Genomic DNA, 22059 nt, shown 5'->3' with positions numbered 1-22059 from the left:
GATTTCACGATGCGCGCAGTTCCCTGGTGAACAGTCCTTGAGGACGAACCGACAGGATCACCACCAGCAGCACGAAGGCGATGATGTCTTTGTAGTCGGTCGAAATGTAGAAGGCGCCGAAGCTCTCCGCCATGCCGATGATCAAGCCGCCGGCAATCGCACCCGGCACGCTGCCCATGCCGCCGAGAATGATGATCACGAAGGCCTTCAGGATCACCAGTTGGCCCATGGCCGGATAGACGAGGTTGATCGGTGCGTACAGCGTGGCGGCCACGGCGGCGAGAAGGCCCGAGATGCCGAAGGTCAGCATCGTCACCTTGTTGGCGTCGATGCCCATCAGCGAGGCGCCTTCGCGATCCTGCGCCATCGCGATGATGCTCGAGCCGATCACCGTGTATTTGAGGAAGAGTTGCAGCAGCACCACCAACGCGAACGCGGCGCCGATGATCAGCAGGCGCTGCACCGGCGCGGTCACGCCGCCCAGATCGACGATCCCGGCGTAGGGTGTCGCCATGCGATGAAAGTCCGCGCCCCAGATCGCCTGCGCACCGGCTTCGAGAAACAGCAGGAGGCCGATCGCGGCGATCATTGGATGCAATTCGGAAGACTTGCGCAACGGATGGAACACCAGCCGTTCGGCGAGGATCGCCAGTACCGCGACCGCGAGACCTGAGCCGATCATCGCGAGCCAGTAGTTCCAGCCGAGCCGGCTCATGAGGTAGAACGAGACGAACGCGCCGACCATGTAGAACGCGCCGTGGGCGAAATTCGGCACGGCGAGAATGCCGTAGACCAGCGTGAGTCCAAGTGCGACGAGGCTGTAGATGCCGCCCAGCGTCAACCCGTTGAGAAGCTGCTGCAGAAACATATCCACGCTCTTACACCCTCCAACGGGGCGCGCGGCGCGATCGTTACCCTTGCCTCAGGGGACGCATCGCCGCACGCCTGACTACGGACGGGACAACAGCCGCTCTCTCGAATCCGGCGACCGTTGTCGACGGTTTGAAACACGCACCCATCGGCGCGAACGACGAAAGGCGATGCGCGGTGACGCGAGACAAATTTGGCACGGGCGTTCACTTTCCGTCAACAGGTTTTTCCGTTTGCTTGTTCTGCATTGCAGATTATTAGGGAAGTCACTTAGACGATGGGCATGCTGAGTCGACGGATCGGCGCATGCTGAGTCGACGGATCGGCGCATGCTGCGCCGATCCGTTAATCGCTCACTCGTTCGCACGTTTGTATGTTTGCATGAGCCGGCGCGCCGCTTGCGGGCGGCACGCCGTCATCTCGCTTGCCGTTCAGGCTAGAACATGTGCCGCATGCCGATGTTCACGCCGGCCGTCGTGCCGGTTACTTCGTTCAGCGCGTTGTTGACGGACAATCCAGTGTGCATCGCGCCGTGGTTGGTCACGAAGCCGGCCTGCCCATACACCACGGTGGCCTTCGACAGGGAATACTCGACCCCGGTCGACGCGAGTATCGAATTGTTCGACGAGTTGTTCGCGTCGCGCGTCACCCACACGCCGGCGTCGACGTTCAGCGCCGGCGTGATGCGATAACTGGCGCCGCCCGAATAGACGCGGTCGTTGAACGAGCCTGCCACCTTGTACTGCACGTAGGAAAGCTTCACGGTCACGTTGTTGAACACGTAGCTCGCGCCGAGCGCACGGCCGTCGAATTCGACCACGCTGGGAATCGCGATCGATGCAGCGCTGCCACCGGCGTTGCCGCTATAAAGCGCGGCATCGACAGTCAGCGAGCCGAGGTGGTAACGCAGGCTCGCTGAGTATTGCCGGCCCGCCTGAAAATCCCCGGCTGTGCCGCCCAGTGCCATCATTGCGCTGGCTTGCAAGCCGGCGATTTCCGGCGACGTGTACGAAATGCCGTTCGGGTTGAACAGGCCGGTCACATAGACGTTGTTGAGGTAGGTGATGAGACCGCTGCCGAAGTACGACATCTCGCGCGGATCGAAGTCGTACACCGCGAGGAAGAAGGGCGAAAACTGCAAGCCGGCCTTGACCGTACCGTAGCGGCTGTCCACACCGACCCACGCTTGCCGCCCGAATGCGTTGCCGTTCGAATTGCCGAACGCGCCGTTCGCAATGCTGATGCCGCTTTCGAGTTCGAAGATCGCGCGCATGCTGCCGCCGAGATCTTCCGCGCCGCGCATGCCGAAGCGCGAGCCGGAGAGGCCGCTGTCGGTGAACGAGTATTGATGGCCGGCGTTCTGCCCGGTGGTCGTGTTAAGTGTTTTGCTGGTGTAGAGGATCGAGCCGTCGACGATACCGTACAACGTGACACTGCTTTGCGCATGGGCGCACTGGGCCGTGCCCAGGGCGCATGCACCTGCTAATCCGAGAATAGCTCCAACGCGTTTGCGATGACTTGCCGGCATGCTTCGTGTCTCCTTGTTTATTGGAATCAATTGAACGGGCGAAGTAATGCTTGTGTTGCAAGATTCTGGCGATCTGTTGCGCGATGCGATTTCAAAGGGCGATAACGGGCCCTCGCGATCTGATAAGGGATGCGAAATATTGGGTCTGCTGGTATGCGCTTCGAGTCCGGTTGCCGGCTGGCGTGTCTCCTGGATGCTAGGGCGTCTGGGCGCTGTTATGAGCTCATCGATCGCGTGCTTGCGCACAGGATGCAGACGCAATTTGGCACGACCGTTCGTTCTGTGTCAACGGGGGGAATCGCTCGTTTGGACTGCAATGCAGGTCGAAATAGGGAAAACACCTGGCACTGGATGGGTGCTTGAAGTGTGGCGTAAGGCCATGTAATACAAGGGGATTGTTGGGATTATCCAGTTTGAATCGCGAGAGGGCCAACTTCTGAACGAGTTCTGCATTGCAGAACTGACAAGCGGCTGACTCAGCGTGCGCCGAGCGTCTCGATCAGCATGTCGACGAATGCCTTGACCCGCGCCGTCATCTGTAGCTGTTGCGGGTACACCGCATAGATATCGGCGCCCGGCGTGCGGTATTCCGGCAAGACATGGATCAGGCGGCCATCGGCGAGGTACTCCGCGATATCCCATTCCGCCCGCATCAGAATGCCGTGTCCGTCCAGCGCCCACTTCACCGCGATCTCGCCGTCATTGGTGGCGAGGTTGCCGCGCACGCGCACCGTCTCGGTCTTTTCTGTCGAACCGCGTCCGCTGGTCAAGCGCCATAACCCGTAGCCATCGCCGCCCTGACGAATGCCGATGCAGTTGTGCTGCGACAACTCCGCTGGACTGCGCGGCGCGCGCCGCTTGGCGAAATACGCGGGCGATGCGCAAAGCAGCCGTCGATTGGACGCGACCCGGCGTGCAATCACGCGCGCATCCGGCGGTTCGCCGAAGCGCACACAGACGTCGAAGGCGTCGTCGCTGATCGGCGGCGGGTCGACGGAGAGTTGCAATTGCACGTCCACCTCGGGAAAGCGCCGCACGAATCGGGAAATCAGCGGCGCCACGTGACTGCGGCCGAAACCAAGCGTCGCGTTTACGCGCAACAGGCCTTTCGGGGCCGCTTGCGAACCGCCGAGCAACTGGGCCAGGTCGTCCATCTCGCTCAGGATGCGTCTGGCGCGAGTCAGATAGAGCTCGCCCTCCGGCGTGAGGCTCATGCGCCGTGTCGTGCGATTCACGAGCGACACGCCCGCGCGCGATTCCATCTGCGCCAGATGCTTGCTCACGGCCGCAGTGCTCAAGCCGAGTTCGCGCGCGGCCGCGGTCAGGCTGCCGCTTGCGGCGAGCGTGGAGAAGAAGGCGAGGTCGTCCGGTTGTATCGATGAGGTCATGCTGGATGGGCCAATGAGCAGACTGATGAGTCGGCCATTGTTAACTTCAGGTTAAGGATGCTTTGAGTCTAGCAGCGTTTTCGCGTGGGGTCGCCGTTCTAGGATGCAGCCATACGTTCAACACCATGGAGACGCCAGTGAAAACCTATCGCATCGCAACCATTCCCGGCGACGGCATCGGCAAGGAAGTCGTGCCTGCGGGCCAGCGGGTTCTCGAGGCTATCGCCGCGCGTAGCGACGCCTTCCGGTTCGAGTTCGAGAATTTCGACTGGGGCGGCGATTTCTACCGCCAGCATGGCGTGATGATGCCGGCCGATGGGCTGGACGCCATCCGCAACAAGGATGCGATTCTGTTCGGCTCGGCGGGCGATCCCCATATTCCCGATCACGTCACGCTTTGGGGTTTGCGCCTGAAAATCTGTCAGGGCTTCGATCAGTATGCGAACGTGCGTCCCACCCGCATTCTTCCCGGCATCGACGCGCCGTTGAAGCGCTGTGGCCCGAAGGATCTCGACTGGGTCATCGTTCGCGAGAACTCGGAGGGTGAGTACTCCGGCGTAGGCGGACGCGCGCATCAGGGCCATCCGATCGAAGTCGCCACCGACGTGTCCATGATGACCCGCGCGGGCGTCGAACGCATTCTTCGATTTGCGTTCCGCCTCGCTCAATCACGGCCGCGCAAACTGCTGACGGTAATCACCAAGAGCAACGCGCAGCGGCACGCCATGGTCATGTGGGACGAGATTGCCCTGCACGTATCGAAGGAATTTCCCGACGTCAAATGGGACAAGGAACTCGTCGACGCGGCCACCGCGCGCATGGTGAACCGTCCCGCCACGCTCGACACGATCGTCGCGACGAACCTTCACGCGGACATTCTCAGCGATCTGGCCGCGGCACTGGCCGGCAGCCTCGGCATCGCACCGACCGCGAATCTCGACCCCGAGCGGCGCTATCCCTCGATGTTCGAGCCGATTCACGGCTCCGCTTTCGACATCATGGGCAAGGGACTCGCCAATCCGGTTGGCACGTTCTGGTCGGTTGTGATGATGCTCGACCATCTTGGCGAGATGACTGCTGCCCAGCAATTGATGAACGCGATCGAGCGCATCACGGCTGACCCGGCGCTGCACACGGGCGACCTCGGCGGCACGGCCACAACCGTGCAGGTGACCGATGCCGTTTGCGCGATCCTCGCCGCGGAGCCGGCGGCGGAGTTCAAAGCGGCCTGAGCACGCAACACGTCATACGCAAGACACGCCTTACACAAAAAACAACACGCCCGGACGAACACGTCACGGGCGCCTTAAAGACTGGAGACTGGCATGGCCAATGAATTGCAGGCCCGTGTGGTTCGCAAGCTGACGTGGCGCATTTTGCCCTTCGTGATGCTGCTTTACTTCGTGAGCTTTCTCGATCGCGTGAACGTCGGCTTCGCCGCGCTCACGATGAACAAGGACCTCGGCCTCTCGCCGACCATGTTCGGGCTCGGCGGCGGCATCTTCTTTCTTGGGTACTTTCTGTTCGAAGTGCCCTCGAACCTCATTCTGAACAAGGTCGGTGCGCGCATCTGGATTGCACGCGTGATGGTGACGTGGGGTCTGGTGTCGGCGGCTTCCGCGTTTGTCGTCGGCCCCAACTCGTTCTATACGCTGCGCTTTTTGCTCGGCTTGGCCGAAGCCGGTTTCTTCCCCGGCATCATTCTTTATCTCAGCCAGTGGTTTCCCGCTCGGCAGCGCGCCGTCGCGGCGGCGGCGTTCATGGCGGCGGCACCTTTGTCGACGGCGATCGGCTCGCCCATTTCCGGCGCCATCATGCAGATGCCGGCCCTGTTCGGCCTGAAAGACTGGCAGTGGCTTTTCCTCATCGAAGCCATTCCTGCGGTCGTGCTCGGGTTCGTGGTTTTGAAAGCGCTCACCGATTCGCCGGAAAAAGCAACGTGGCTTGCCGCGGAGGAGAAAGCATGGCTCGTCGCAACCTTGCGCGAAGAACGCGCGGGACGTGAATCGCAGGCAGGCCACGCGGCAGGCGCGCTTGCCGCGCTGCGCGACCCGCGCGTGTGGATCATGTCGATGATTTACTTCGGCACCTCTGCGGGACTCTATACGCTCGGGTTGTGGGCGCCGCTGATCATTCGTCAATTCGGCTTCAGTGCGTTTGGCACGGGCGCGTTGAATGCGATCCCCAGCGTGCTGGCCGTAATCGGCATGGTGCTATGGGCGCGCCATTCCGATCGCACTGGCGAGCGCACGTGGCATGTGGTCATTCCGTGCGTTGCAGCCGGCATCGGGCTCGCATGGGCGGGCTTTGCGGACACCGTCGTTGCGGTGGTGTTCGCGCTGATTCTCGTGAACGTGGGGATTAGCGCGGCCAAGGCGCCCCTGTGGGCGATGCCGAGCACCTTTCTCTCGGGTGCCGGTGCGGCGGCCGGTATCGCCATGATCAACTCGATCGGCAATCTCGGCGGTTTCGTCGGTCCGTTTGCAATTGGCTGGCTGAAGAGCGTGACGGGCGGATACGCTGCCGGACTTTACGTGGTGGCGGGGAGTCTTGCAGTATCAGCCATGCTCGCGTTGGCTGTGGGCCGGCGAGGATATCGGACGGCGCCCGCGCCGCAATGAACTCTCCCGCCGATGCGCACCCACAGAATAAGAAGTTTTCCTTATTTTCTCCTTAGGGGAGCCCACACAACGTTCTTTCGTATTTCGCAGCCTCAATCTCCATCCCAGCCATGGCGTTCGCGCCATTCGCGCTCGTGCTCTTCATGCTCGTGATGGCGCCACCGCCGCTCACGCCATTCCTGTCGTTCATGCCACTCACGGGCGCGCCAGTCGTCGCCGTAGCCATAACCGTATCCCACCACCGGCGGGGGCGCATAGACGACCGGCGGAGGCTCCACGTAGACCGGCTGGGCGGGCACGAAAACCGGCCCGGGGACGCCAATGCCGATGCCCACGTCGACGTGGGCGGACGCGACTGTGGAAGCCACCAATATCGCGCCGCCGAGAATCACTGATAATAGGTTCTTGCGCATGTTTTGCTTTTCGCCTGATGGTTGCGGACGATGACAGTGAAGATGGTGCGCAGTGTAGGCAGGGCGGCGGTTTGCAGGTGCAAGAAGGATGCGAGATTGGTAACACGGAGTAACAGCGCGCAGCCTTAAGGTTGCCATAATGATTTCCGTGCACGATGAACCGGCTAGACCTCCGGTTTTCTTTCCTCCACTGCGTGCAACCCGCGGCACTGCTGTCGGCTCGAACCGGCAATCAATAGCCAAGGTCGCGCCGTTTCGAATTTTGCCGAATGGCATCCACGATGGAGCGGGGAACGCAATGGGCTTTTCTGCTGAGGTATGGGCGCTTGCGCGTCTATGGTGCATGTGCCCGGTGCTGGGCGGCCTTGCGATCTGGTATTTTTCGCGGGCGGACCGTCTGCTCCAGGTGGTTCGCGCCCGTCATTGAGCCTCGATCGTTGATCATGGCGCCCACCTCGCGGGCGCGCAACGGCGCCCGCTGAGCGCCGGTGTGCTTGCTGCGTTGCGGCAAAGCGCGCCTGCCACGGCCTCCGCACGGCCGTTTTTTTCCGCCGGGCCACCCTCACTTGCTTTGGCGCGACACGCCCGGTTGACCGCCCCAACACCTCGAAACCCTTGTCCAGCAAGGCTTCCCCCGCCGGCAGCCGGCGCCCGCGCGGCGTCGGTGTCGCATTTCCACATGTGGTTGTCGCAAATAGTCGGCTAGGCGTACTTTTTTCTGGCAACTATGTATGCACAGCGCGGACGGACGTCCGCCACTGCAGCAACTATCTTGCATGGGACCGGAGTAAGCGCTAAAGCGCTAACTCCGGTCGACAGAGGAGAGCATCTAATGAATTCCCCCAAGGTCGTGGTCGAAGGGCTGTGCAAGGTGTTCGGCACCAACCCGAAACAGGCGATCGGCATGCTGGCAGGCGGCGCGACGAAAGAAGAAGTCTTCGCGCGCACCGGTCAGATAGTCGGCGTCCACAACGTATCGTTCGAAGTCAAGGAAGGCGAGATCTTCGTGCTGATGGGCCTGTCGGGCTCCGGCAAGTCGACGCTGATCCGGCTGATCAATCGTCTCGTCGAGCCCACCGCCGGCAAGGTGCTGATCGACGGCCGCGACGTGGCCAGCGTGCCGCGCTCGGAACTGACAGCGCTGCGCCGCAAGGACATGAGCATGGTGTTCCAGTCCTTCGCCTTGATGCCGCAACGCACGGTGCTGTCCAACGCGGCGTTCGGGCTGGAAGTGGCGGGCGTCGGCAAGAAGGAGCGTGAAACGCGTGCGATGACCGTGCTCGAACAGGTCGGCCTCGCACCGTTCGCGCAAAAGCTGCCGGCCCAGTTGTCCGGCGGCATGCAGCAGCGCGTGGGTCTGGCGCGGGCGCTGGCGGTCAATCCGTCGCTGATGATCATGGACGAGGCGTTCTCCGCGCTCGATCCGCTCAAGCGCAAGGAAATGCAGAACGTGCTGCTCGATCTGCAACGCGAGCAGCAGCGCACCATCCTGTTCGTCTCGCACGATCTGGAAGAGGCGATGCGCATCGGCACCCGGATCGCGATCATGGAAGGCGGCAAGGTGGTGCAGATCGGCACGCCGCAGCAAATCATCACCAATCCCGCCGACGACTATGTGCGCGCGTTCTTCGAAGGCATCGACACCAGCCGCTATCTGACGGCCGGCGACCTGATGCAGACGGACGCCGTACCGCTCATGCAGCACTCGCCGCAGATCGACGCGTCGAGCGTGGCCGCGACGCTCAACGGCAGCGCCGAATACGCGTTCGTGCTCGACGGCGAGCGCAAGATTCGCGGCTTCGTGTGCCGCGATGCAATGGGCAGCGCGTCGCCGCAGCTCAATCACATCGAATGCATCCGCCGTACCACGCCGCTCGACGATGTCGTCGAGCGCGTGGTGGCAAGCCGTGCGCCGCTGCCGGTCGTCGAGGCGGACGGCTCCTACTGTGGTTCGGTCACCAAGACGAACGTGTTGAACGTTCTCACGCGCCATCGAGGTTCTCATGTCTGAAGTCATTCCACTTGGCGCCTGGGTCGATCACGGCGTTCACTACCTGCTCGACCACGACGCAAAAACCTTCGATTCCATCGGCAAGGTTATCGAAAGCTTTGCCGCGCTGATCGAGCACGGCCTGCAAGCGGTGCCGATGTGGGCGCTGATGGCGTTTTTCGTGGGTATCGGCTTGTGGCGGGTGGGCTGGCGTTTCGCGCTGTTCACGTTGCTGGCGATGTTGCTGATCTACGGCACCGGCTTCTGGGATCAGATGGTGATCACGCTCGGCCTTACGCTCTCGTCGACCTTGATCAGCCTGCTGCTTGGCGTACCGCTCGGCATCTGGACCGCGAAGAGCCGCACCGTCGAAATGATGGTGCGCCCCGTGCTCGATCTGATGCAGACCATGCCCGCATTCGTCTACCTGATTCCGGCGGCGATGCTGTTCGGCCTCGGCCGCGTGCCTGGGATTCTGTCCACGGTGATCTTCGCGATGCCGCCTGCTGTGCGCCTCACGTCGCTCGGCATCAAGCATGTGAATCGCGAAATCGTCGAAGCAGGGCAGGCGTTCGGTTGCACGCCCTTGCAATTGCTCTACAAGGTGCAGTTTCCGAACGCACTGCCGTCGATCATGACTGGTGTGAACCAGACCATCATGATGGCTTTGTCGATGGTCATCATCGCCTCGATGGTCGGCGCGGGCGGTCTCGGCAACGACGTGCTGGCGAGTATTCAGCGGCTCGATATCGGCCTCGGCTTCGAAAGCGGCCTCTCGGTGGTGATGCTGGCGATCATTCTCGACCGCATCACGGAAAGCTTCGGCCGCTCGCCGGGCACGGCGCGAGCGCCGCTGTTGTCGGGCTTGCGCAGCGTCATGAAGGTGCGCCGGGCGCCGGCGGCGCAGCACGGCTGAGCCGTCTATGAAGCGCGATGCGATCTCTCCCGTTGTCGAGGCCCCATCCGATTCGCCGCTGTCCGGGCTCGCGCATTTCGGCTTTCTGACGCTGCCGAACTTTTCGATGATCGCGTTCACGAGCGCGGTCGAGGTGTTGCGCATGGCCAACTACGTGGGCCGCGCGCAGCACTACACGTGGTCGGTGATCACACCGGACGGCGAGCCGGCGCGAGCGAGCAACGGCATCACGGTGAAGCCGACCACGACGCTCGCCGAGGCCGGCATGCCGGACGTGCTGATCGTCTGCGCCGGCTGGCATGTGCGTGACTATGTCGGCGATACGGTCATCGCATTGCTGCAGGACGTTGCGTCGAAAGGCATTCCGCTTGGCGGCATTTGCACGGGACCGTACGCGCTGCTGGCGGCGAACCTGCTCGACGGTTATCGCTGTACCGTGCATTGGGAAGACATGTCGCCGTTGCACAAGAGTTACCCGCATGTGCGTTTCGCCGACGAACTGTTCGTGATCGACCGCGACCGGATGACCTGCACCGGCGGCACCGCGCCGCTCGATCTGATGCTCAACCTGGTCGGCATGCGCCTCGGCCATGCAGTGGCGGCGCAAGTGTCCGAGCAGTTCATCGTCGAGCGGATTCGCGGCTCGACCGATTATCAGCATATTCCCGTCGACGCGCGGGTCGGCTTCTCGCGAGCGGAATTGATCGAAGTCGTGCGCCTGATGGAAGCGAATATCGAGGAGCCGCTATCGCTCGATGAACTCGCGCGGCTCGTGCATCTGTCGCAACGTCATTTGCAGCGGATGTTCAAGATGTTCCTGAGCGTGTCGCCGACGCACTATTACCTGACCCTGCGTTTGCGTCGGGCGCGAGAACTGCTGCGCAATACGGATGCGTCGATCGCGCGAGTCACTACGGTGTGCGGCTTTCATTCGCCGTGTCATTTCAGCAAGGCTTACCGCGCGCAGTTCGGTCATGCGCCGAGCGTCGAGCGACGGCTGTCTGCGTGAAAGAGGCTGCAGCAGTGACGCTTACGCAAGTGAGCTGACGTCAATGAAGTCGGCGCAAGACATCGCGCCTGGAAAATCCGCCTTACAAAACCACTGAAGCATCAATTACCCTGGGGGAATGCCATGAAACGTTTGTGGGCTGCGTCGTTGTGCGCGCTGTCGGTGTCGTCTGTCCTTGCTGCGGAACCTGCCACCTGCCGGGCCGTCCGGTTCGCCGACGTCGGTTGGACCGATATCGCGGCGACGACCGGTCTCGCTTCGACCGTGCTCGAAGGGCTCGGCTACAAGCCGACCAAGACCATCGCTTCGGTGCCGATCACCTTCGCGGGTGTGAAGAGCAAGCAGATCGATGTGTTCCTCGGCTACTGGTCGCCGACCATGGACCCGATGATCGATCCGTTCAAAAAGGCCGGCCAGCTCACCGTGCTGCCCACGCCGAACCTGACCGGGGCGAAATACACGCTGGCCGTGCCGGACTACGCGTATCAGGCGGGCATCAAAACCTTTGCCGACATCGCGAAGAACTACGACAAGCTCGACGGCAAGATCTACGGCATCGAACCGGGTAACGACGGCAATGCGCTGATCAAGAAGATGATCGACAGCAACCAGTACGGCCTTGGCAAGTTCAAGCTGGTGGAGTCGAGCGAGGCGGGCATGCTGGTCGAAGTGAATCGCGCGGTTCGCGACAAGAAGGCGATCGTGTTCCTCGGCTGGGAACCGCATCCGATGAACGTGCAGATGAAGATCGATTATCTGTCCGGCGGCGACGACGTGTTCGGCCCCAACTACGGCGAAGCCAAAGTGTTGACCGTCACGCCGAGCGACTACTCGGCGCGCTGCCCGAACGTCGCGAAGCTCGTGTCGAATCTGCAATTCACGACCGATATCGAGAACCACGTGATGCTGCCGATCATGAACAAGACCGATCCGAACAAGGCGGCGAAGGATTGGCTGAAGGCGAATCCGGCTGTGCTCGACAAGTGGCTCGCGGGCGTGAAGACCTTCGATGGCAAGGATGGGTTGCCGGCAGTGAAGGCTTATGTCGCAGGGAAGTAACGTTTGAGGGTTGGGGTTTCGCCTTCGCGCCGCTTCGGCGGCACGAAGGCGGGGCTGCAAAAGCCAACCCTTGGTTTCAACCATCGAACGCTGACCCGTCGCTTCATCCATCGAACCCGGGCCGCAAAACCCGGACAACAAACCAGCAAACGCCGCGCTCAGATCGCCTGAGCCCGCCCCGGGAAAGTTTCGTCATAGCCTGAGCCGTCATCGACTTCAGCCGCCGTCCCGCGTTGTTCGCGGTACATCATCGGCGGCAGGCCGAACTGCTTGCGGAATTCGCGGCCCAGATGCGAGGCATCGGAAAAGCCGCAACTCGACGCGATATCCGCCACGGTTTTATCCGAACTCGTCAACAACCAGGCCGCGGTGCGCAAACGCACCTGCTTCGCATACGCCTGCGGCGCCTTGCCGGTTTGCGCCTTAAAGAGCCGTTCAAGCTGACGGGGCGACAGATCGAGCTTGCGCGCCAGTTCATCGAGCGACAACGATCGCCCCACATGCTGCTCCATCAGCAGAATCGCGCGCTTCACCTTCGGATGCGCGGCGGGCGCCAACCCCGGCGGATGCGGCTGAGGCGCGTTGCCCTTCTGCATATCGTCCACCAGCAGGATGCGCAGCGCCTTTTGCACGGTGGCCGTTTCGAAGTGGCGCAACAGAATCGCGGCCGCCACGTCGATCGATGCCCGTCCACCCGAACAGGTAATGCGCCGACGGTCGATCACGAACAGCCGGTCCGCCACCAGCGCTTCCTCATTGACGGCCGGAAAGCGCTCGATGAAATCCCAGTAGTGAAACCAGCTCACGCAGATGCGGTGACCTTCCAGCACGCCCGCGCGCATCAGCGAGAACACGCCGGTGCACATGCCGACCAGCGTTGCATCGGTGGCGGCGGCTCGGCGGATGAAGGCGAGCGTCGCATCGCTCGCGGCCGGCCCGGAATGCAGCAGGCCGCCCACCACCACGACGTAGTCGAAGGGTTCGGCGTTGTCGAACGTTTCCCACGGCGTGATCTGGATGCCACAACTCGCGCGCACCGGAGCGAGGGTTTCCCCTATCACGCTCCACGAGCAGCGCACGGGCTTGCTGAAGTCGCCTTCATCCGCGGACAGGCGCAGCAGGTCGACGAAACCCGAGAACGCCGTCAGCGTGAAGTTCGGCAGCAGGATGATGCCGAAGCGGATGCGCTGCTTCGAGGTGCCGTCGATAGATTGAAGGGGAAGCGGTTCAGCGGAATTCATGCATGCAGCCAGCAAGGGAAAGGGTTGATTCAAGCATAGCACTGGGGATGGCGGCCGCCTTGTCAGGCCAATGATCGGGCGATTCGTTGGGGGCTATTCAGCCGTGGCGTCAGCATCGCCAGCCGCAACATTCGCGCCTGTCGCAAATGCGTCAGAACTCATCGCAAATCCGCCGCCGCGCTTGGGGCGCGGCCCGCTTGACGCCACTATCCCACTGTCATGCCGTTTTTATTCTATCGGTTCAATTTGACGTGCGGTGCAATAGGGGCTAGCTCAAGCCACACCCGCCAAACCCGGCAACCAGGCATCGCAACGTATAAGGCACGTCATGAACGTCAGCGTCTTCGATCTGTTCAAGATCGGTATCGGTCCTTCCAGCTCGCACACCGTCGGGCCGATGATCGCTGCGTGCCGCTTCGCCTCGCATATCGAAGATGCGAATCTGCTGGGCTTCGTGCGCCGCGTCAAGGTCGAGCTGTTTGGCTCGCTCGGCGCGACCGGCAAGGGGCACGGCACGGACAAGGCGGTGCTGCTCGGTCTCGAAGGCAATCTGCCCGATCTGATCGACCCGGACGTGATCGAACCGCGCCTGCAATCGATTCGCGAAACGAAGCAACTGCTGCTGCTCGGCAAGCATCCGGTCAAATTCGACGAGCGCGACCACCTCGGCTTCTTTCGCAAGCTGATGCCGGGCGCCCCGGGCTCGAGCGTCGTGCATCCGAACGGCATGCGTTTTCAGGCCTTCGACGAAAACGGCCAACTGCTGGTGGAGAAAGAGTATTACTCGATCGGCGGCGGTTTTGTGATCAATCGCGAAGGCGACCGCGTCAACGGCCTGCGCGCCGGCGCCGACGTGCCGTATCCGTTCCGCACCGGCGACGATCTGATGCGCGTGTGCCGCGAAACCGGTTTGTCGATTGCAGAAGTCACGCTGCGCAACGAATGCGCGTCGAGAAGCGAACAGGAGGTGCGCGCAGGCCTGCTGGCGATCTGGCGCGTCATGTCCGCCTGCGTCGAACGCGGCTGCAAGGTGCGTGGCGAATTGCCCGGCCCGATGCACGTGAAGCGCCGCGCGGCCGACCTGTGCGCGCAATTGCGTTCGCGCTCGGAAGAGTCGCTGCGCGACCCGCTGTCGATGCTCGACTGGGTCAATCTCTACGCGATGGCCGTGAACGAGGAAAACGCCGCCGGCGGGCGCGTCGTCACGGCGCCGACCAACGGCGCGGCGGGTGTGATTCCCGCGGTGCTGCACTACTACGTGAAGTTCATGCATGCGTCGAACGACGAGGGCATCGTCACCTTCCTGCTGACGGCCGCCGCGATCGGCATCATCTACAAGGAAACCGCCTCGATCTCGGGCGCCGAAGTGGGCTGCCAGGGCGAGGTGGGCGTCGCGTGCTCGATGGCCGCGGCCGCGCTTGCCGCCGTGATGGGCGGCACGCCGACGCAAGTCGAAAACGCGGCCGAAATCGGCATGGAGCACAACCTCGGCATGACCTGCGACCCGGTCGGCGGGCTCGTGCAGATTCCGTGCATCGAGCGTAACGCGATGGGCGCGATCAAGGCGCTGAACGCGGCGCGCATGGCGATGAAGGGCGACGGCCAGCACTACGTGTCGCTCGACAACGTGATCAAGACGATGCGCGAAACCGGCGCGGACATGAAGACCAAATACAAGGAGACGTCGCGCGGTGGACTCGCCGTGAACGTCATCGAATGCTGAACGAGTCAGGAAGCAAAGCGTACCAACAGGACCCAAAGGACCGACAATGAGCCGCTATTCGATATTCAGCCTGTTGCGCAACGGGATGTCGTATCACGAGAACTGGGAGCGTCAGTGGAAGAGCCCCGAGCCTAAACGTGAGTACGACGTCGTGATCGTCGGCGGCGGCGGGCATGGTCTCGCCACTGCCTATTACCTCGCGAAGGAGCATGGCGTGCGCAATATCGCCGTGCTGGAGAAGGGCTGGATCGGCGGCGGCAATACCGCGCGCAATACGACCATCGTGCGCTCGAACTATCTGTGGGACGAGTCGGCCGCGCTCTACGAAAAGGCGATGAAGCTGTGGGAAGGTCTGTCGCAGGACCTCAACTACAACGTGATGTTCAGCCAGCGCGGCGTGATGAATCTTGCGCACACGTTGCAGGACGTGCGCGACACCGAGCGTCGCGTGAACGCAAACCGGCTGAACGGCGTGGATGCCGAATTCCTCACGCCGGAGCAGATCAAGGAAATCGAGCCGACCATCAATCTGAACAGCCGCTACCCGGTGCTCGGGGCGTCGATTCAACGCCGTGGCGGTGTGGCGCGGCACGACGCGGTGGCCTGGGGTTTTGCGCGCGGCGCGGATCAGGCCGGCGTCGACATCGTGCAGAACTGCCAGGTCACGGGGATTCGCCGCGACGGCAGCCAGGTGGTCGGCGTGGATACCACCAAGGGTTTCATCAAGGCGAAGAAGGTCGCCGTGGTGGCGGCGGGCAACACGTCCACGCTCGCCGATATGGCCGGCATCCGTCTGCCGTTGGAAAGCCATCCGCTGCAGGCATTGGTGTCCGAGCCGATCAAGCCGGTGGTCAACACGGTGGTGATGTCGAACGCGGTGCACGCGTACATCAGCCAGTCCGACAAGGGCGATCTCGTGATCGGCGCGGGCGTCGATCAATACACGGGCTTTGGCCAGCGTGGCAGTTTTCATATTATTGAAGGCACGCTCGAGGCGATCGTCGAAATGTTCCCGGTGTTCTCGCGCGTGCGGATGAACCGCCAGTGGGGCGGCATCGTGGACGTGTCGCCGGATGCGTGCCCGATCATCAGCAAGACCGACGTGAAGGGGCTTTATTTCAATTGCGGCTGGGGCACGGGTGGTTTCAAGGCGACGCCCGGGTCGGGCTGGGCCTATGCGCACACGATCGCGAGGGACGAGCCGCATCCGCTGAACGCGCCGTTCTCGCTGGACCGTTTCTATACCGGTCACCTGATCGACGAACACGGCGCCGCCGCCGTTGCCCACTAATGCTGATGCCGAGGAATCCCAGATGCTGCTGATCGAATGCCCCTGGTGCGGGCCACGCGCCGAAACCGAATTTTCCTGCGGCGGCGAAGCGGACATCGCGCGTCCGCTCGACACCGAAAAACTCACCGACAAGGAATGGGGCGACTACCTGTTCATGCGCAAGAATCCGCGCGGCGTGCATCGCGAGCAATGGATGCATACGCAAGGCTGCCGCCGCTGGTTCAAGGCGCAGCGCGACACGGTGAGCTACGAGATTCAAGGCTACGAGACGTTCGAACGTCCGCTGCTGACGATGAACAGCAATGAGGCTAACGCGCAAGACAAGGCACACGAGGGCAAGGCACCATGAGCCAGAAAGACCGACTCCCCAGCGGCGGGCGCATCAACCGCGCGATCGTACTGAACTTCACGTTCAACGGGCGCAAGTATCAGGGCTATCAGGGCGACACGCTGGCGTCCGCGCTGCTCGCGAACGGTGAGCACTTCGTGGCGCGCAGCTGGAAGTACCATCGGCCGCGCGGCATCGTGACGGCGGGTGTGGAAGAGCCGAATGCGGTCGTGCAGCTCGAAACCGGCGCATACACGGTGCCCAACGCACGCGCGACCGAAGTGGAGTTGTATCAGGGGCTCGTCGCGACCAGCGTCAACGCGAAGCCGAGCATCGAAAAAGACCGCATGGCGATCAATCAGAAGTTCGCGCGCTTCATTCCGGCGGGCTTCTACTACAAGACCTTCATGTGGCCGCGCAAGTTCTGGCCGAAGTATGAAGAAGTGATCCGCGACGCGGCCGGTCTCGGCAAGGCGCCCGAGCAAACCGATGCGGACCGCTACGACAAGTGCTTTGCGCATTGCGACGTGCTGGTGGTCGGCGGCGGCCCGACGGGTCTGGCGGCGGCACATGCGGCGGCATTGTCCGGCGCACGCGTGACGCTGATCGACGATCAGCCGGAACTCGGCGGCTCGCTGCTGTCGTGCCGCGCGGAGATCGACGGCAAGCCGGCGCTGCAATGGGTTCACAAGATCGAGGACGAACTGCGGCAGATGCCGGACGTGAAGATCCTGTGCCGCAGCACCGCATTCGGTTACCAGGACCATAACCTCGTCACCGTCACGCAGCGGCTCACCGAGCATCTGCCGGTGTCGCAGCGAAAGGGCACGCGCGAACTGATGTGGAAGATCCGCGCGAAACGCGTGATTCTCGCCACCGGCGCGCATGAGCGGCCGATCGTGTTCGGCAACAACGATCTGCCCGGCGTGATGCTGGCTTCGGCTGTGTCGACCTATCTGCATCGCTATGCGGTGCTGCCGGGCCGCAATGCCGTGGTGTTCACGAACAACGACGACGGTTATCAATGCGCGCTCGATCTGAAAGCGGCCGGCGCCCAGGTGACGGTCGTCGATCCGCGCGCCGGCGAATCGAAGGGCACGCTGCCCGCGCTGGCACGGCGCTACGGCGTCAAGGTGATGAACGGCGTGGTCGTGACCGCGGCACAGGGCAAGCTGCGGGTCGCCTCGGTCGATGTAGCGTCGTATTCGAACGGACAGGTCGGTGCGAAGCAGGGCGCGCTGCCTTGCGATCTGCTCGCGATGTCCGGCGGCTGGAGTCCGGTGCTGCACCTGTTCGCGCAGTCGGGCGGCAAGGCGCATTGGCATGACGACAAGGCCTGCTTCGTGCCGGGCAAGGCGATGCAGGCGGAGACGAGCGTTGGCGCGTGCGCCGGCGATTTCACGCTGGGCCAGGGGATTCGCTTTGCGATCGACGCCGGCGTCGAGGCGGCGCGTGCAGCGGGCCATATCGTTGCGCGGCCGAATCCGGTGCAGGTGGCCGAGATTACCGAAGCGAAGATGCAACCGCTGTGGCTCGTCGGCGGACGCGAACTCGCGACGCGCGGGCCGAAGCAGTTCGTCGACTTCCAGAACGACGTGTCGGCGGCCGATATTTTCCTCGCGGCGCGCGAAGGTTTCGAATCGGTCGAGCACGTGAAGCGCTATACCGCGATGGGCTTCGGCACCGATCAGGGCAAGCTCGGCAACATCAACGGCATGGCGATTCTGGCGCAAGCGCTCGGTAAGACGATTCCCGAGACCGGTACCACGACCTTCCGTCCGAACTACACGCCGGTTACGTTCGGCACGTTTGCGGGCCGCGAACTCGGCGAGTTTCTCGATCCGGTGCGCAAGACCGCGGTGCACGAATGGCACGTGGAAAACGGCGCTGCGTTCGAGGACGTCGGCAACTGGAAGCGTCCGTGGTACTTCGCGAAGCCCGGCGAGGACATGCATGCGGCAGTGGCGCGTGAATCGCTGGCGGTACGCACGAGCGTCGGTATTCTCGATGCCTCGACGCTCGGCAAGATCGACATTCAGGGTCCCGATGCGGCGAAGCTGCTGAACTGGGTCTACACGAATCCGTGGAGCAAACTGGAAGTCGGCAAGTGCCGCTACGGCCTGATGCTCGACGAAAACGGCATGATCTTCGACGACGGCGTGACCGTGCGTCTCGCCGACCAGCACTACATGATGACCACCACCACAGGCGGCGCGGCACGCGTGCTCACGTGGCTCGAACGCTGGCTGCAGACCGAGTGGCCGGACATGCGCGTGCGCCTCGCGTCCGTCACGGATCATTGGGCGACGTTTGCCGTGGTCGGGCCGAACAGCCGCAAGGTTCTGCAGAAAGTCTGCCACGACATCGACTTCGCAAATGCAGCCTTCCCGTTCATGAGCTATCGCGAAGGCACTGTGGCGGGGGCGGCATCGCGCGTGATGCGGATCAGCTTCTCCGGCGAACTCGCGTATGAAGTGAACGTCCCGGCGAACGTCGGCCGTGCGGTATGGGAAGCGCTGATGGCCGCGGGCGCGGAATTCGACATCACGCCGTATGGCACGGAAACCATGCACGTGCTGCGTGCCGAGAAGGGCTACATCATCGTCGGTCAGGATACAGACGGTTCGATGACGCCGTACGATCTCGGCATGGGCGGGCTGGTCGCGAAGTCGAAAGACTTTCTCGGCAAGCGTTCGTTGACGCGGTCGGACACCGCGAAGGCGGGGCGCAAGCAACTGGTCGGGCTGCTCGCGGACGATCCGTCGTTCGTGATCCCCGAAGGCTCGCAAATCGTCGCCGGTCCGTTCCAGGGCGATACCGCACCGATGCTCGGCCACGTCACGTCGAGCTATTACAGCCCGATCCTGAAGCGCTCGATTGCGATGGCGGTGGTGAAGGGCGGTCTCGACAAGATCGGCGAAACGGTCACGATTCCGCTCGCGAGCGGCAAGCAGATTGCTGCAAAGGTCACCAGCTCGGTGTTCTACGACAGCGAAGGAGCACGTCAACATGTGGAATGAAACTAGAGGGGCGGTGTCGGCGGTGAATCGCGCTGTCGGCGAGCAAACGGGCGTGTGGCAGGAGTCGCCGCTGGTGGGAGCGGATGCGCTGCTGAAGAAGCATCAGGCGACGGCGTCGGCAGCCTTCAGATTGAGCGAGCGGCCGTTTCTCGAACTCGTGAATGTGCGTGGCGACACGCGCGATGCAGCGTTCGTGAGCGCGGTGGAAAGCGTGATCGGTTGCCGGCCGCCCGAGAAGGCGAACACGATTGCGCGCGGCAATGGCTACGACATGCTGTGGCTCGGTCCCGACGAGTGGCTGGTGCGCTCGGCAACGGCGCACGACGCAACCCGGACCGCGCCGTTGCAGGCGAAGCTCGGCGCGGCATTTGCGGGCGTGTTCGCGTCGGCGGTGGATATCGGCAGCGGCTATACGGTGCTCGACATCAGCGGCACGCGTACGCGTGAAGTGCTGGCGCGCGGTTGCCCGCTCGATCTGCATCCGAAACTGTTCGGCGAAGGGCAGTGCGCGCAGAGTCACTACTTCAAGGCGTCGATGACGCTGTTGCCCACCGGCGCGGACAGTTTCGACATCGTCGTGCGCCGCAGTTTTGCGGACTACTTCGTCAAGATGATGCTCGATGCGGCCGAGCCGCTGATGTCGTGAGCGGCAGCGAGCGGTGTCTTGCCGAAACACCGCTCGCGGCTCTCCCGGCCGCCGACTGACATGACGTCGACACGTCTAGCCACCGCGCGCCTCACCGAGCGCGCATGCCATCACGGCGACGCCCACGCCGCGCTCGCGCTGCTCGATCAGAGCATCGAGTTGCGGCACCGGCGCATCGCGCTGATCCGCTATCTCCTCGCGCAGCAGCTGGGCGCACCGCTGCAGTCGCGGCATCACGAATACGTCGAGAAAATCGCCGCGCGTTTGAGCGCGGATGCGCTTGCGCGCATTGCCGGTGCTGCGCGTGCCCGGTTGCGACCGTAAGTCACCAGAAATAAGGCACCCGAGCGGCCGGAACGACGACTCCGTTCCATCCCCATGACGTATTTCTTCTATGTGGCCGATTTATGTCGGCGTCTACTGAATTGCACTGACCGGAGCGTCCGCGCGGCACTCGCCGCACACGCCACATCAAAGAGGGAATGACATGTCTACTGCTTTTCAGACTCGCGCGAGCGCAGCCGCCAGACTCGAGCGACTGCCGTTCTCCGCCTATCACCGGACCATTTTCATCATCATCGCGCTCGCGTTCTTTTTCGATTCGATCGATCTCGGCACGATGACCTTCGTGCTCGGCTCGATCAAGAGCGAATTCCATCTGTCGACCGCGACGGCGGGGCTGGTTGCAAGCGCGAGCTTCTTCGGCATGGTGATCGGCGCAGCCGTTGCCGGATTGCTGGCTGATCGCTTCGGACGGCGCCCCGTGTTTCAGTGGAGCATGGTGTTGTGGGGACTCGCATCGTATCTCTGCTCGACCGCGCAGAGTGTCGAGGCGCTGATTTTCTATCGCGTGCTGCTGGGCATCGGCATGGGCATGGAATTTCCCATTGCGCAGGCGCTTTTGTCCGAATTCGTACCTGCTGCGTCACGCGGACGCTTGATCGCGCTGATGGATGGCTTCTGGCCGCTCGGGTTTATTACGGCGGGCGTAGTGTCGTATTTCGTCTTGCCGGCGTTCGGGTGGCGCACTGAGTTTGCGCTGCTGGCGATTCCCGCCTTGTTCGTGCTGATCGTGCGCCGCGTGGTGCCGGAATCGCCGCGCTGGCTGGAACATCGCGGACACCTTGCCGAAGCGGACAAGATTCTCGCGGAAGTCGAGGTGAAGGTGATGAAAGCGGCCGGCCTGAGCCAGTTGCCCACGCCAGTGATGCTGCAGGAACCGCCGGCCGCGAAAGGCGCGGGTGCGTTCCGCGAGATCTGGAGCGTCGCGTACCGGCGTCGCACGATCATGGTGTGGACGCTGTGGTTCTTCGCCTTGCTCGGATTTTATGGGCTGACGTCGTGGCTCGGTGCATTGATGCAGCAAGCGGGCTTTGCGGTGACGAAATCGGTGCTGTATACCGTGCTGATCTCGCTCGGCGGGATTCCTGGATTCATCTGCGCAGCGTGGCTCATCGAACGTTGGGGACGCAAACCGACCTGTGTCGCGTCGCTGGCCGGCAGCGCGGTGATGGCCTATGTCTACGGACAAACCGCGCTGCACGCGCAAACGCCGACGCTGTTGATCTGCGCCGGACTCGCCATGCAGTTCTTCATGTTTGCGATGTGGGCGGCGCTTTACACGTATACACCCGAGCTTTATGGCACGGGAGCACGGGCTACGGGATCAGGTTTTGCATCGGCGATTGGCCGGGTGGGCTCCTTGATCGGACCTTATGTGGTCGGTGTCGTGCTGCCGATGTTCGGGCAAGGCGGCGTGTTTTCGCTCGGCGCGATGTGTTTCGTGATCGCGGCCGCGGCGGTGTGGATCATGGGAATCGAGACGCGTGGGCTGGCGCTGGAGACCCTGGTGTCCGAGGCAGTTGAATCGGACGCGCGCGGGGTGTTGAGTCCGGCGCGTGAGTGAATGCCTCGGGGACCCGTTGGATCGCGCGGAGTAAGACGCTTCTGGACCGTCAAGTCCCGCGTGCGTTGAGTACTTATCAGTTGATCAGGGTGTAGAAAAGCCGCGAATTT

At 62.7% G+C, this 22059-nt stretch carries 18 protein-coding genes; 13 read left to right on the top strand and 5 right to left on the bottom strand.

Annotated elements, in window-relative coordinates:
* Nucleotides 1-4: 4 nt before the first annotated feature.
* The 3 genes from DSC91_RS07330 to DSC91_RS07320 all read right to left on the bottom strand — a co-directional run bounded on the left by DSC91_RS07330 (nucleotide 5) and on the right by DSC91_RS07320 (nucleotide 3786).
* Nucleotides 5-868, bottom strand: coding sequence for a branched-chain amino acid ABC transporter permease (locus tag DSC91_RS07330; protein WP_373291956.1), 864 nt, complete (start codon nucleotides 866-868; stop codon nucleotides 5-7).
* A 438-nt stretch (nucleotides 869-1306) separates the two neighbouring features.
* Nucleotides 1307-2398 (bottom strand): porin, encoded by a 1092-nt coding sequence (locus DSC91_RS07325; RefSeq protein WP_115777516.1) that lies wholly within the window; start codon nucleotides 2396-2398, stop codon nucleotides 1307-1309.
* A gap of 476 nt (nucleotides 2399-2874) precedes the next feature.
* Nucleotides 2875-3786: a LysR family transcriptional regulator gene (locus DSC91_RS07320; RefSeq protein ID WP_115777515.1), complete on the bottom strand. Its 912-nt coding sequence runs from the start codon at nucleotides 3784-3786 to the stop codon at nucleotides 2875-2877.
* Nucleotides 3787-3923: 137 nt separating this feature from the next.
* Here DSC91_RS07320 and DSC91_RS07315 point away from each other — a divergent pair, with 137 nt between their 5' ends.
* Together DSC91_RS07315 and DSC91_RS07310 are read left to right on the top strand one after the other, a co-directional pair.
* Nucleotides 3924-5018 carry a tartrate dehydrogenase gene (locus DSC91_RS07315; RefSeq protein WP_115777514.1) on the top strand — a complete coding sequence of 365 codons (1095 nt, stop codon included), beginning with the start codon at nucleotides 3924-3926 and terminating at the stop codon, nucleotides 5016-5018.
* Nucleotides 5019-5111: 93 nt separating this feature from the next.
* Complete coding sequence (locus DSC91_RS07310) at nucleotides 5112-6407, top strand: MFS transporter (RefSeq protein ID WP_115777513.1); 1296 nt, start codon at nucleotides 5112-5114, stop codon at nucleotides 6405-6407.
* Nucleotides 6408-6499: 92 nt separating this feature from the next.
* On the opposite strand, the gene DSC91_RS07305 is transcribed toward DSC91_RS07310, so the two are convergent.
* Entirely contained in the window at nucleotides 6500-6820 is a 321-nt protein-coding gene (locus DSC91_RS07305) for a hypothetical protein (protein ID WP_115777512.1), read from the bottom strand.
* 832 nt (nucleotides 6821-7652) lie between these two features.
* On the opposite strand from DSC91_RS07305, the gene DSC91_RS07300 reads away from it, so the two are divergent.
* The 4 genes from DSC91_RS07300 to DSC91_RS07285 all read left to right on the top strand — a co-directional run bounded on the left by DSC91_RS07300 (nucleotide 7653) and on the right by DSC91_RS07285 (nucleotide 11794).
* On the top strand, nucleotides 7653-8831 hold the full coding sequence (locus DSC91_RS07300; protein WP_115777511.1) for a quaternary amine ABC transporter ATP-binding protein: 1179 nt from the start codon (nucleotides 7653-7655) through the stop codon (nucleotides 8829-8831).
* The gene (gene choW / locus DSC91_RS07295) at nucleotides 8824-9726 is read left to right on the top strand and encodes a choline ABC transporter permease subunit (RefSeq protein WP_115777510.1); all 903 of its coding nucleotides are present in this window, start codon (nucleotides 8824-8826) and stop codon (nucleotides 9724-9726) included. Before DSC91_RS07300 ends, choW begins: the two co-directional genes overlap by 8 nt.
* A 7-nt stretch (nucleotides 9727-9733) precedes the next feature.
* A complete protein-coding gene (locus tag DSC91_RS07290) occupies nucleotides 9734-10735 on the top strand; it encodes a GlxA family transcriptional regulator (RefSeq protein WP_115777509.1) in 1002 nt (333 codons plus the stop codon).
* 123 nt (nucleotides 10736-10858) lie between these two features.
* On the top strand, nucleotides 10859-11794 hold the full coding sequence (locus tag DSC91_RS07285) for a choline ABC transporter substrate-binding protein (protein WP_115777508.1): 936 nt from the start codon (nucleotides 10859-10861) through the stop codon (nucleotides 11792-11794).
* A 158-nt stretch (nucleotides 11795-11952) separates the two neighbouring features.
* Here the strand turns inward: DSC91_RS07285 and DSC91_RS07280 are convergent, their stop codons facing one another.
* A complete protein-coding gene (locus DSC91_RS07280) occupies nucleotides 11953-13035 on the bottom strand; it encodes a GlxA family transcriptional regulator (RefSeq protein WP_115777507.1) in 1083 nt (360 codons plus the stop codon).
* A gap of 328 nt (nucleotides 13036-13363) precedes the next feature.
* Here DSC91_RS07280 and DSC91_RS07275 point away from each other — a divergent pair, with 328 nt between their 5' ends.
* The 7 genes from DSC91_RS07275 to DSC91_RS07245 all read left to right on the top strand — a co-directional run bounded on the left by DSC91_RS07275 (nucleotide 13364) and on the right by DSC91_RS07245 (nucleotide 21949).
* Nucleotides 13364-14758, top strand: a complete 1395-nt coding sequence (locus tag DSC91_RS07275; protein WP_115777506.1) for an L-serine ammonia-lyase — start codon at nucleotides 13364-13366, stop codon at nucleotides 14756-14758.
* Between the two features lie 46 nt (nucleotides 14759-14804).
* On the top strand, nucleotides 14805-16049 hold the full coding sequence (locus DSC91_RS07270; protein WP_115777505.1) for a sarcosine oxidase subunit beta family protein: 1245 nt from the start codon (nucleotides 14805-14807) through the stop codon (nucleotides 16047-16049).
* A gap of 22 nt (nucleotides 16050-16071) precedes the next feature.
* Nucleotides 16072-16398, top strand: coding sequence for a sarcosine oxidase subunit delta (locus DSC91_RS07265; protein WP_115777504.1), 327 nt, complete (start codon nucleotides 16072-16074; stop codon nucleotides 16396-16398).
* Complete coding sequence (locus DSC91_RS07260) at nucleotides 16395-19397, top strand: sarcosine oxidase subunit alpha family protein (RefSeq protein WP_115777503.1); 3003 nt, start codon at nucleotides 16395-16397, stop codon at nucleotides 19395-19397. The genes DSC91_RS07265 and DSC91_RS07260 overlap by 4 nt, the downstream gene beginning before the upstream one ends.
* Complete coding sequence (locus tag DSC91_RS07255) at nucleotides 19387-20043, top strand: sarcosine oxidase subunit gamma (protein WP_115777502.1); 657 nt, start codon at nucleotides 19387-19389, stop codon at nucleotides 20041-20043. Before DSC91_RS07260 ends, DSC91_RS07255 begins: the two co-directional genes overlap by 11 nt.
* A gap of 60 nt (nucleotides 20044-20103) precedes the next feature.
* A complete protein-coding gene (locus tag DSC91_RS07250) occupies nucleotides 20104-20367 on the top strand; it encodes an SET domain-containing protein (RefSeq protein WP_115777501.1) in 264 nt (87 codons plus the stop codon).
* Nucleotides 20368-20530: 163 nt separating this feature from the next.
* Complete coding sequence (locus DSC91_RS07245) at nucleotides 20531-21949, top strand: MFS transporter (protein WP_115777500.1); 1419 nt, start codon at nucleotides 20531-20533, stop codon at nucleotides 21947-21949.
* The last annotated feature ends 110 nt before the right edge of the window (nucleotides 21950-22059 follow it).

Origin of the sequence: Paraburkholderia caffeinilytica (assembly GCF_003368325.1) — a bacterium.
Taxonomy (GTDB): domain Bacteria; phylum Pseudomonadota; class Gammaproteobacteria; order Burkholderiales; family Burkholderiaceae; genus Paraburkholderia; species Paraburkholderia caffeinilytica.
Note: the sequence above shows the minus strand (reverse complement) of the source record. Positions and strands in the feature narration are given on the sequence as shown.

Bases quoted from the DNA above. Each gene is read 5' to 3' on its own strand.
- DSC91_RS07330 (WP_373291956.1), bottom strand. From the start codon at position 868: ATGTTTCTGCAGCAGCTTCTCAACGGGTTGACGCTGGGCGGCATCTAC.
- DSC91_RS07325 (WP_115777516.1), bottom strand. From the start codon at position 2,398: ATGCCGGCAAGTCATCGCAAACGCGTTGGAGCTATTCTCGGATTAGCA.
- DSC91_RS07320 (WP_115777515.1), bottom strand. From the start codon at position 3,786: ATGACCTCATCGATACAACCGGACGACCTCGCCTTCTTCTCCACGCTC.
- DSC91_RS07310 (WP_115777513.1), top strand. From the start codon at position 5,112: ATGGCCAATGAATTGCAGGCCCGTGTGGTTCGCAAGCTGACGTGGCGC.
- DSC91_RS07305 (WP_115777512.1), bottom strand. From the start codon at position 6,820: ATGCGCAAGAACCTATTATCAGTGATTCTCGGCGGCGCGATATTGGTG.
- DSC91_RS07300 (WP_115777511.1), top strand. From the start codon at position 7,653: ATGAATTCCCCCAAGGTCGTGGTCGAAGGGCTGTGCAAGGTGTTCGGC.
- choW (WP_115777510.1), top strand. From the start codon at position 8,824: ATGTCTGAAGTCATTCCACTTGGCGCCTGGGTCGATCACGGCGTTCAC.
- DSC91_RS07290 (WP_115777509.1), top strand. From the start codon at position 9,734: ATGAAGCGCGATGCGATCTCTCCCGTTGTCGAGGCCCCATCCGATTCG.
- DSC91_RS07285 (WP_115777508.1), top strand. From the start codon at position 10,859: ATGAAACGTTTGTGGGCTGCGTCGTTGTGCGCGCTGTCGGTGTCGTCT.
- DSC91_RS07280 (WP_115777507.1), bottom strand. From the start codon at position 13,035: ATGAATTCCGCTGAACCGCTTCCCCTTCAATCTATCGACGGCACCTCG.
- DSC91_RS07275 (WP_115777506.1), top strand. From the start codon at position 13,364: ATGAACGTCAGCGTCTTCGATCTGTTCAAGATCGGTATCGGTCCTTCC.
- DSC91_RS07270 (WP_115777505.1), top strand. From the start codon at position 14,805: ATGAGCCGCTATTCGATATTCAGCCTGTTGCGCAACGGGATGTCGTAT.
- DSC91_RS07265 (WP_115777504.1), top strand. From the start codon at position 16,072: ATGCTGCTGATCGAATGCCCCTGGTGCGGGCCACGCGCCGAAACCGAA.
- DSC91_RS07260 (WP_115777503.1), top strand. From the start codon at position 16,395: ATGAGCCAGAAAGACCGACTCCCCAGCGGCGGGCGCATCAACCGCGCG.
- DSC91_RS07255 (WP_115777502.1), top strand. From the start codon at position 19,387: ATGTGGAATGAAACTAGAGGGGCGGTGTCGGCGGTGAATCGCGCTGTC.
- DSC91_RS07250 (WP_115777501.1), top strand. From the start codon at position 20,104: ATGACGTCGACACGTCTAGCCACCGCGCGCCTCACCGAGCGCGCATGC.
- DSC91_RS07245 (WP_115777500.1), top strand. From the start codon at position 20,531: ATGTCTACTGCTTTTCAGACTCGCGCGAGCGCAGCCGCCAGACTCGAG.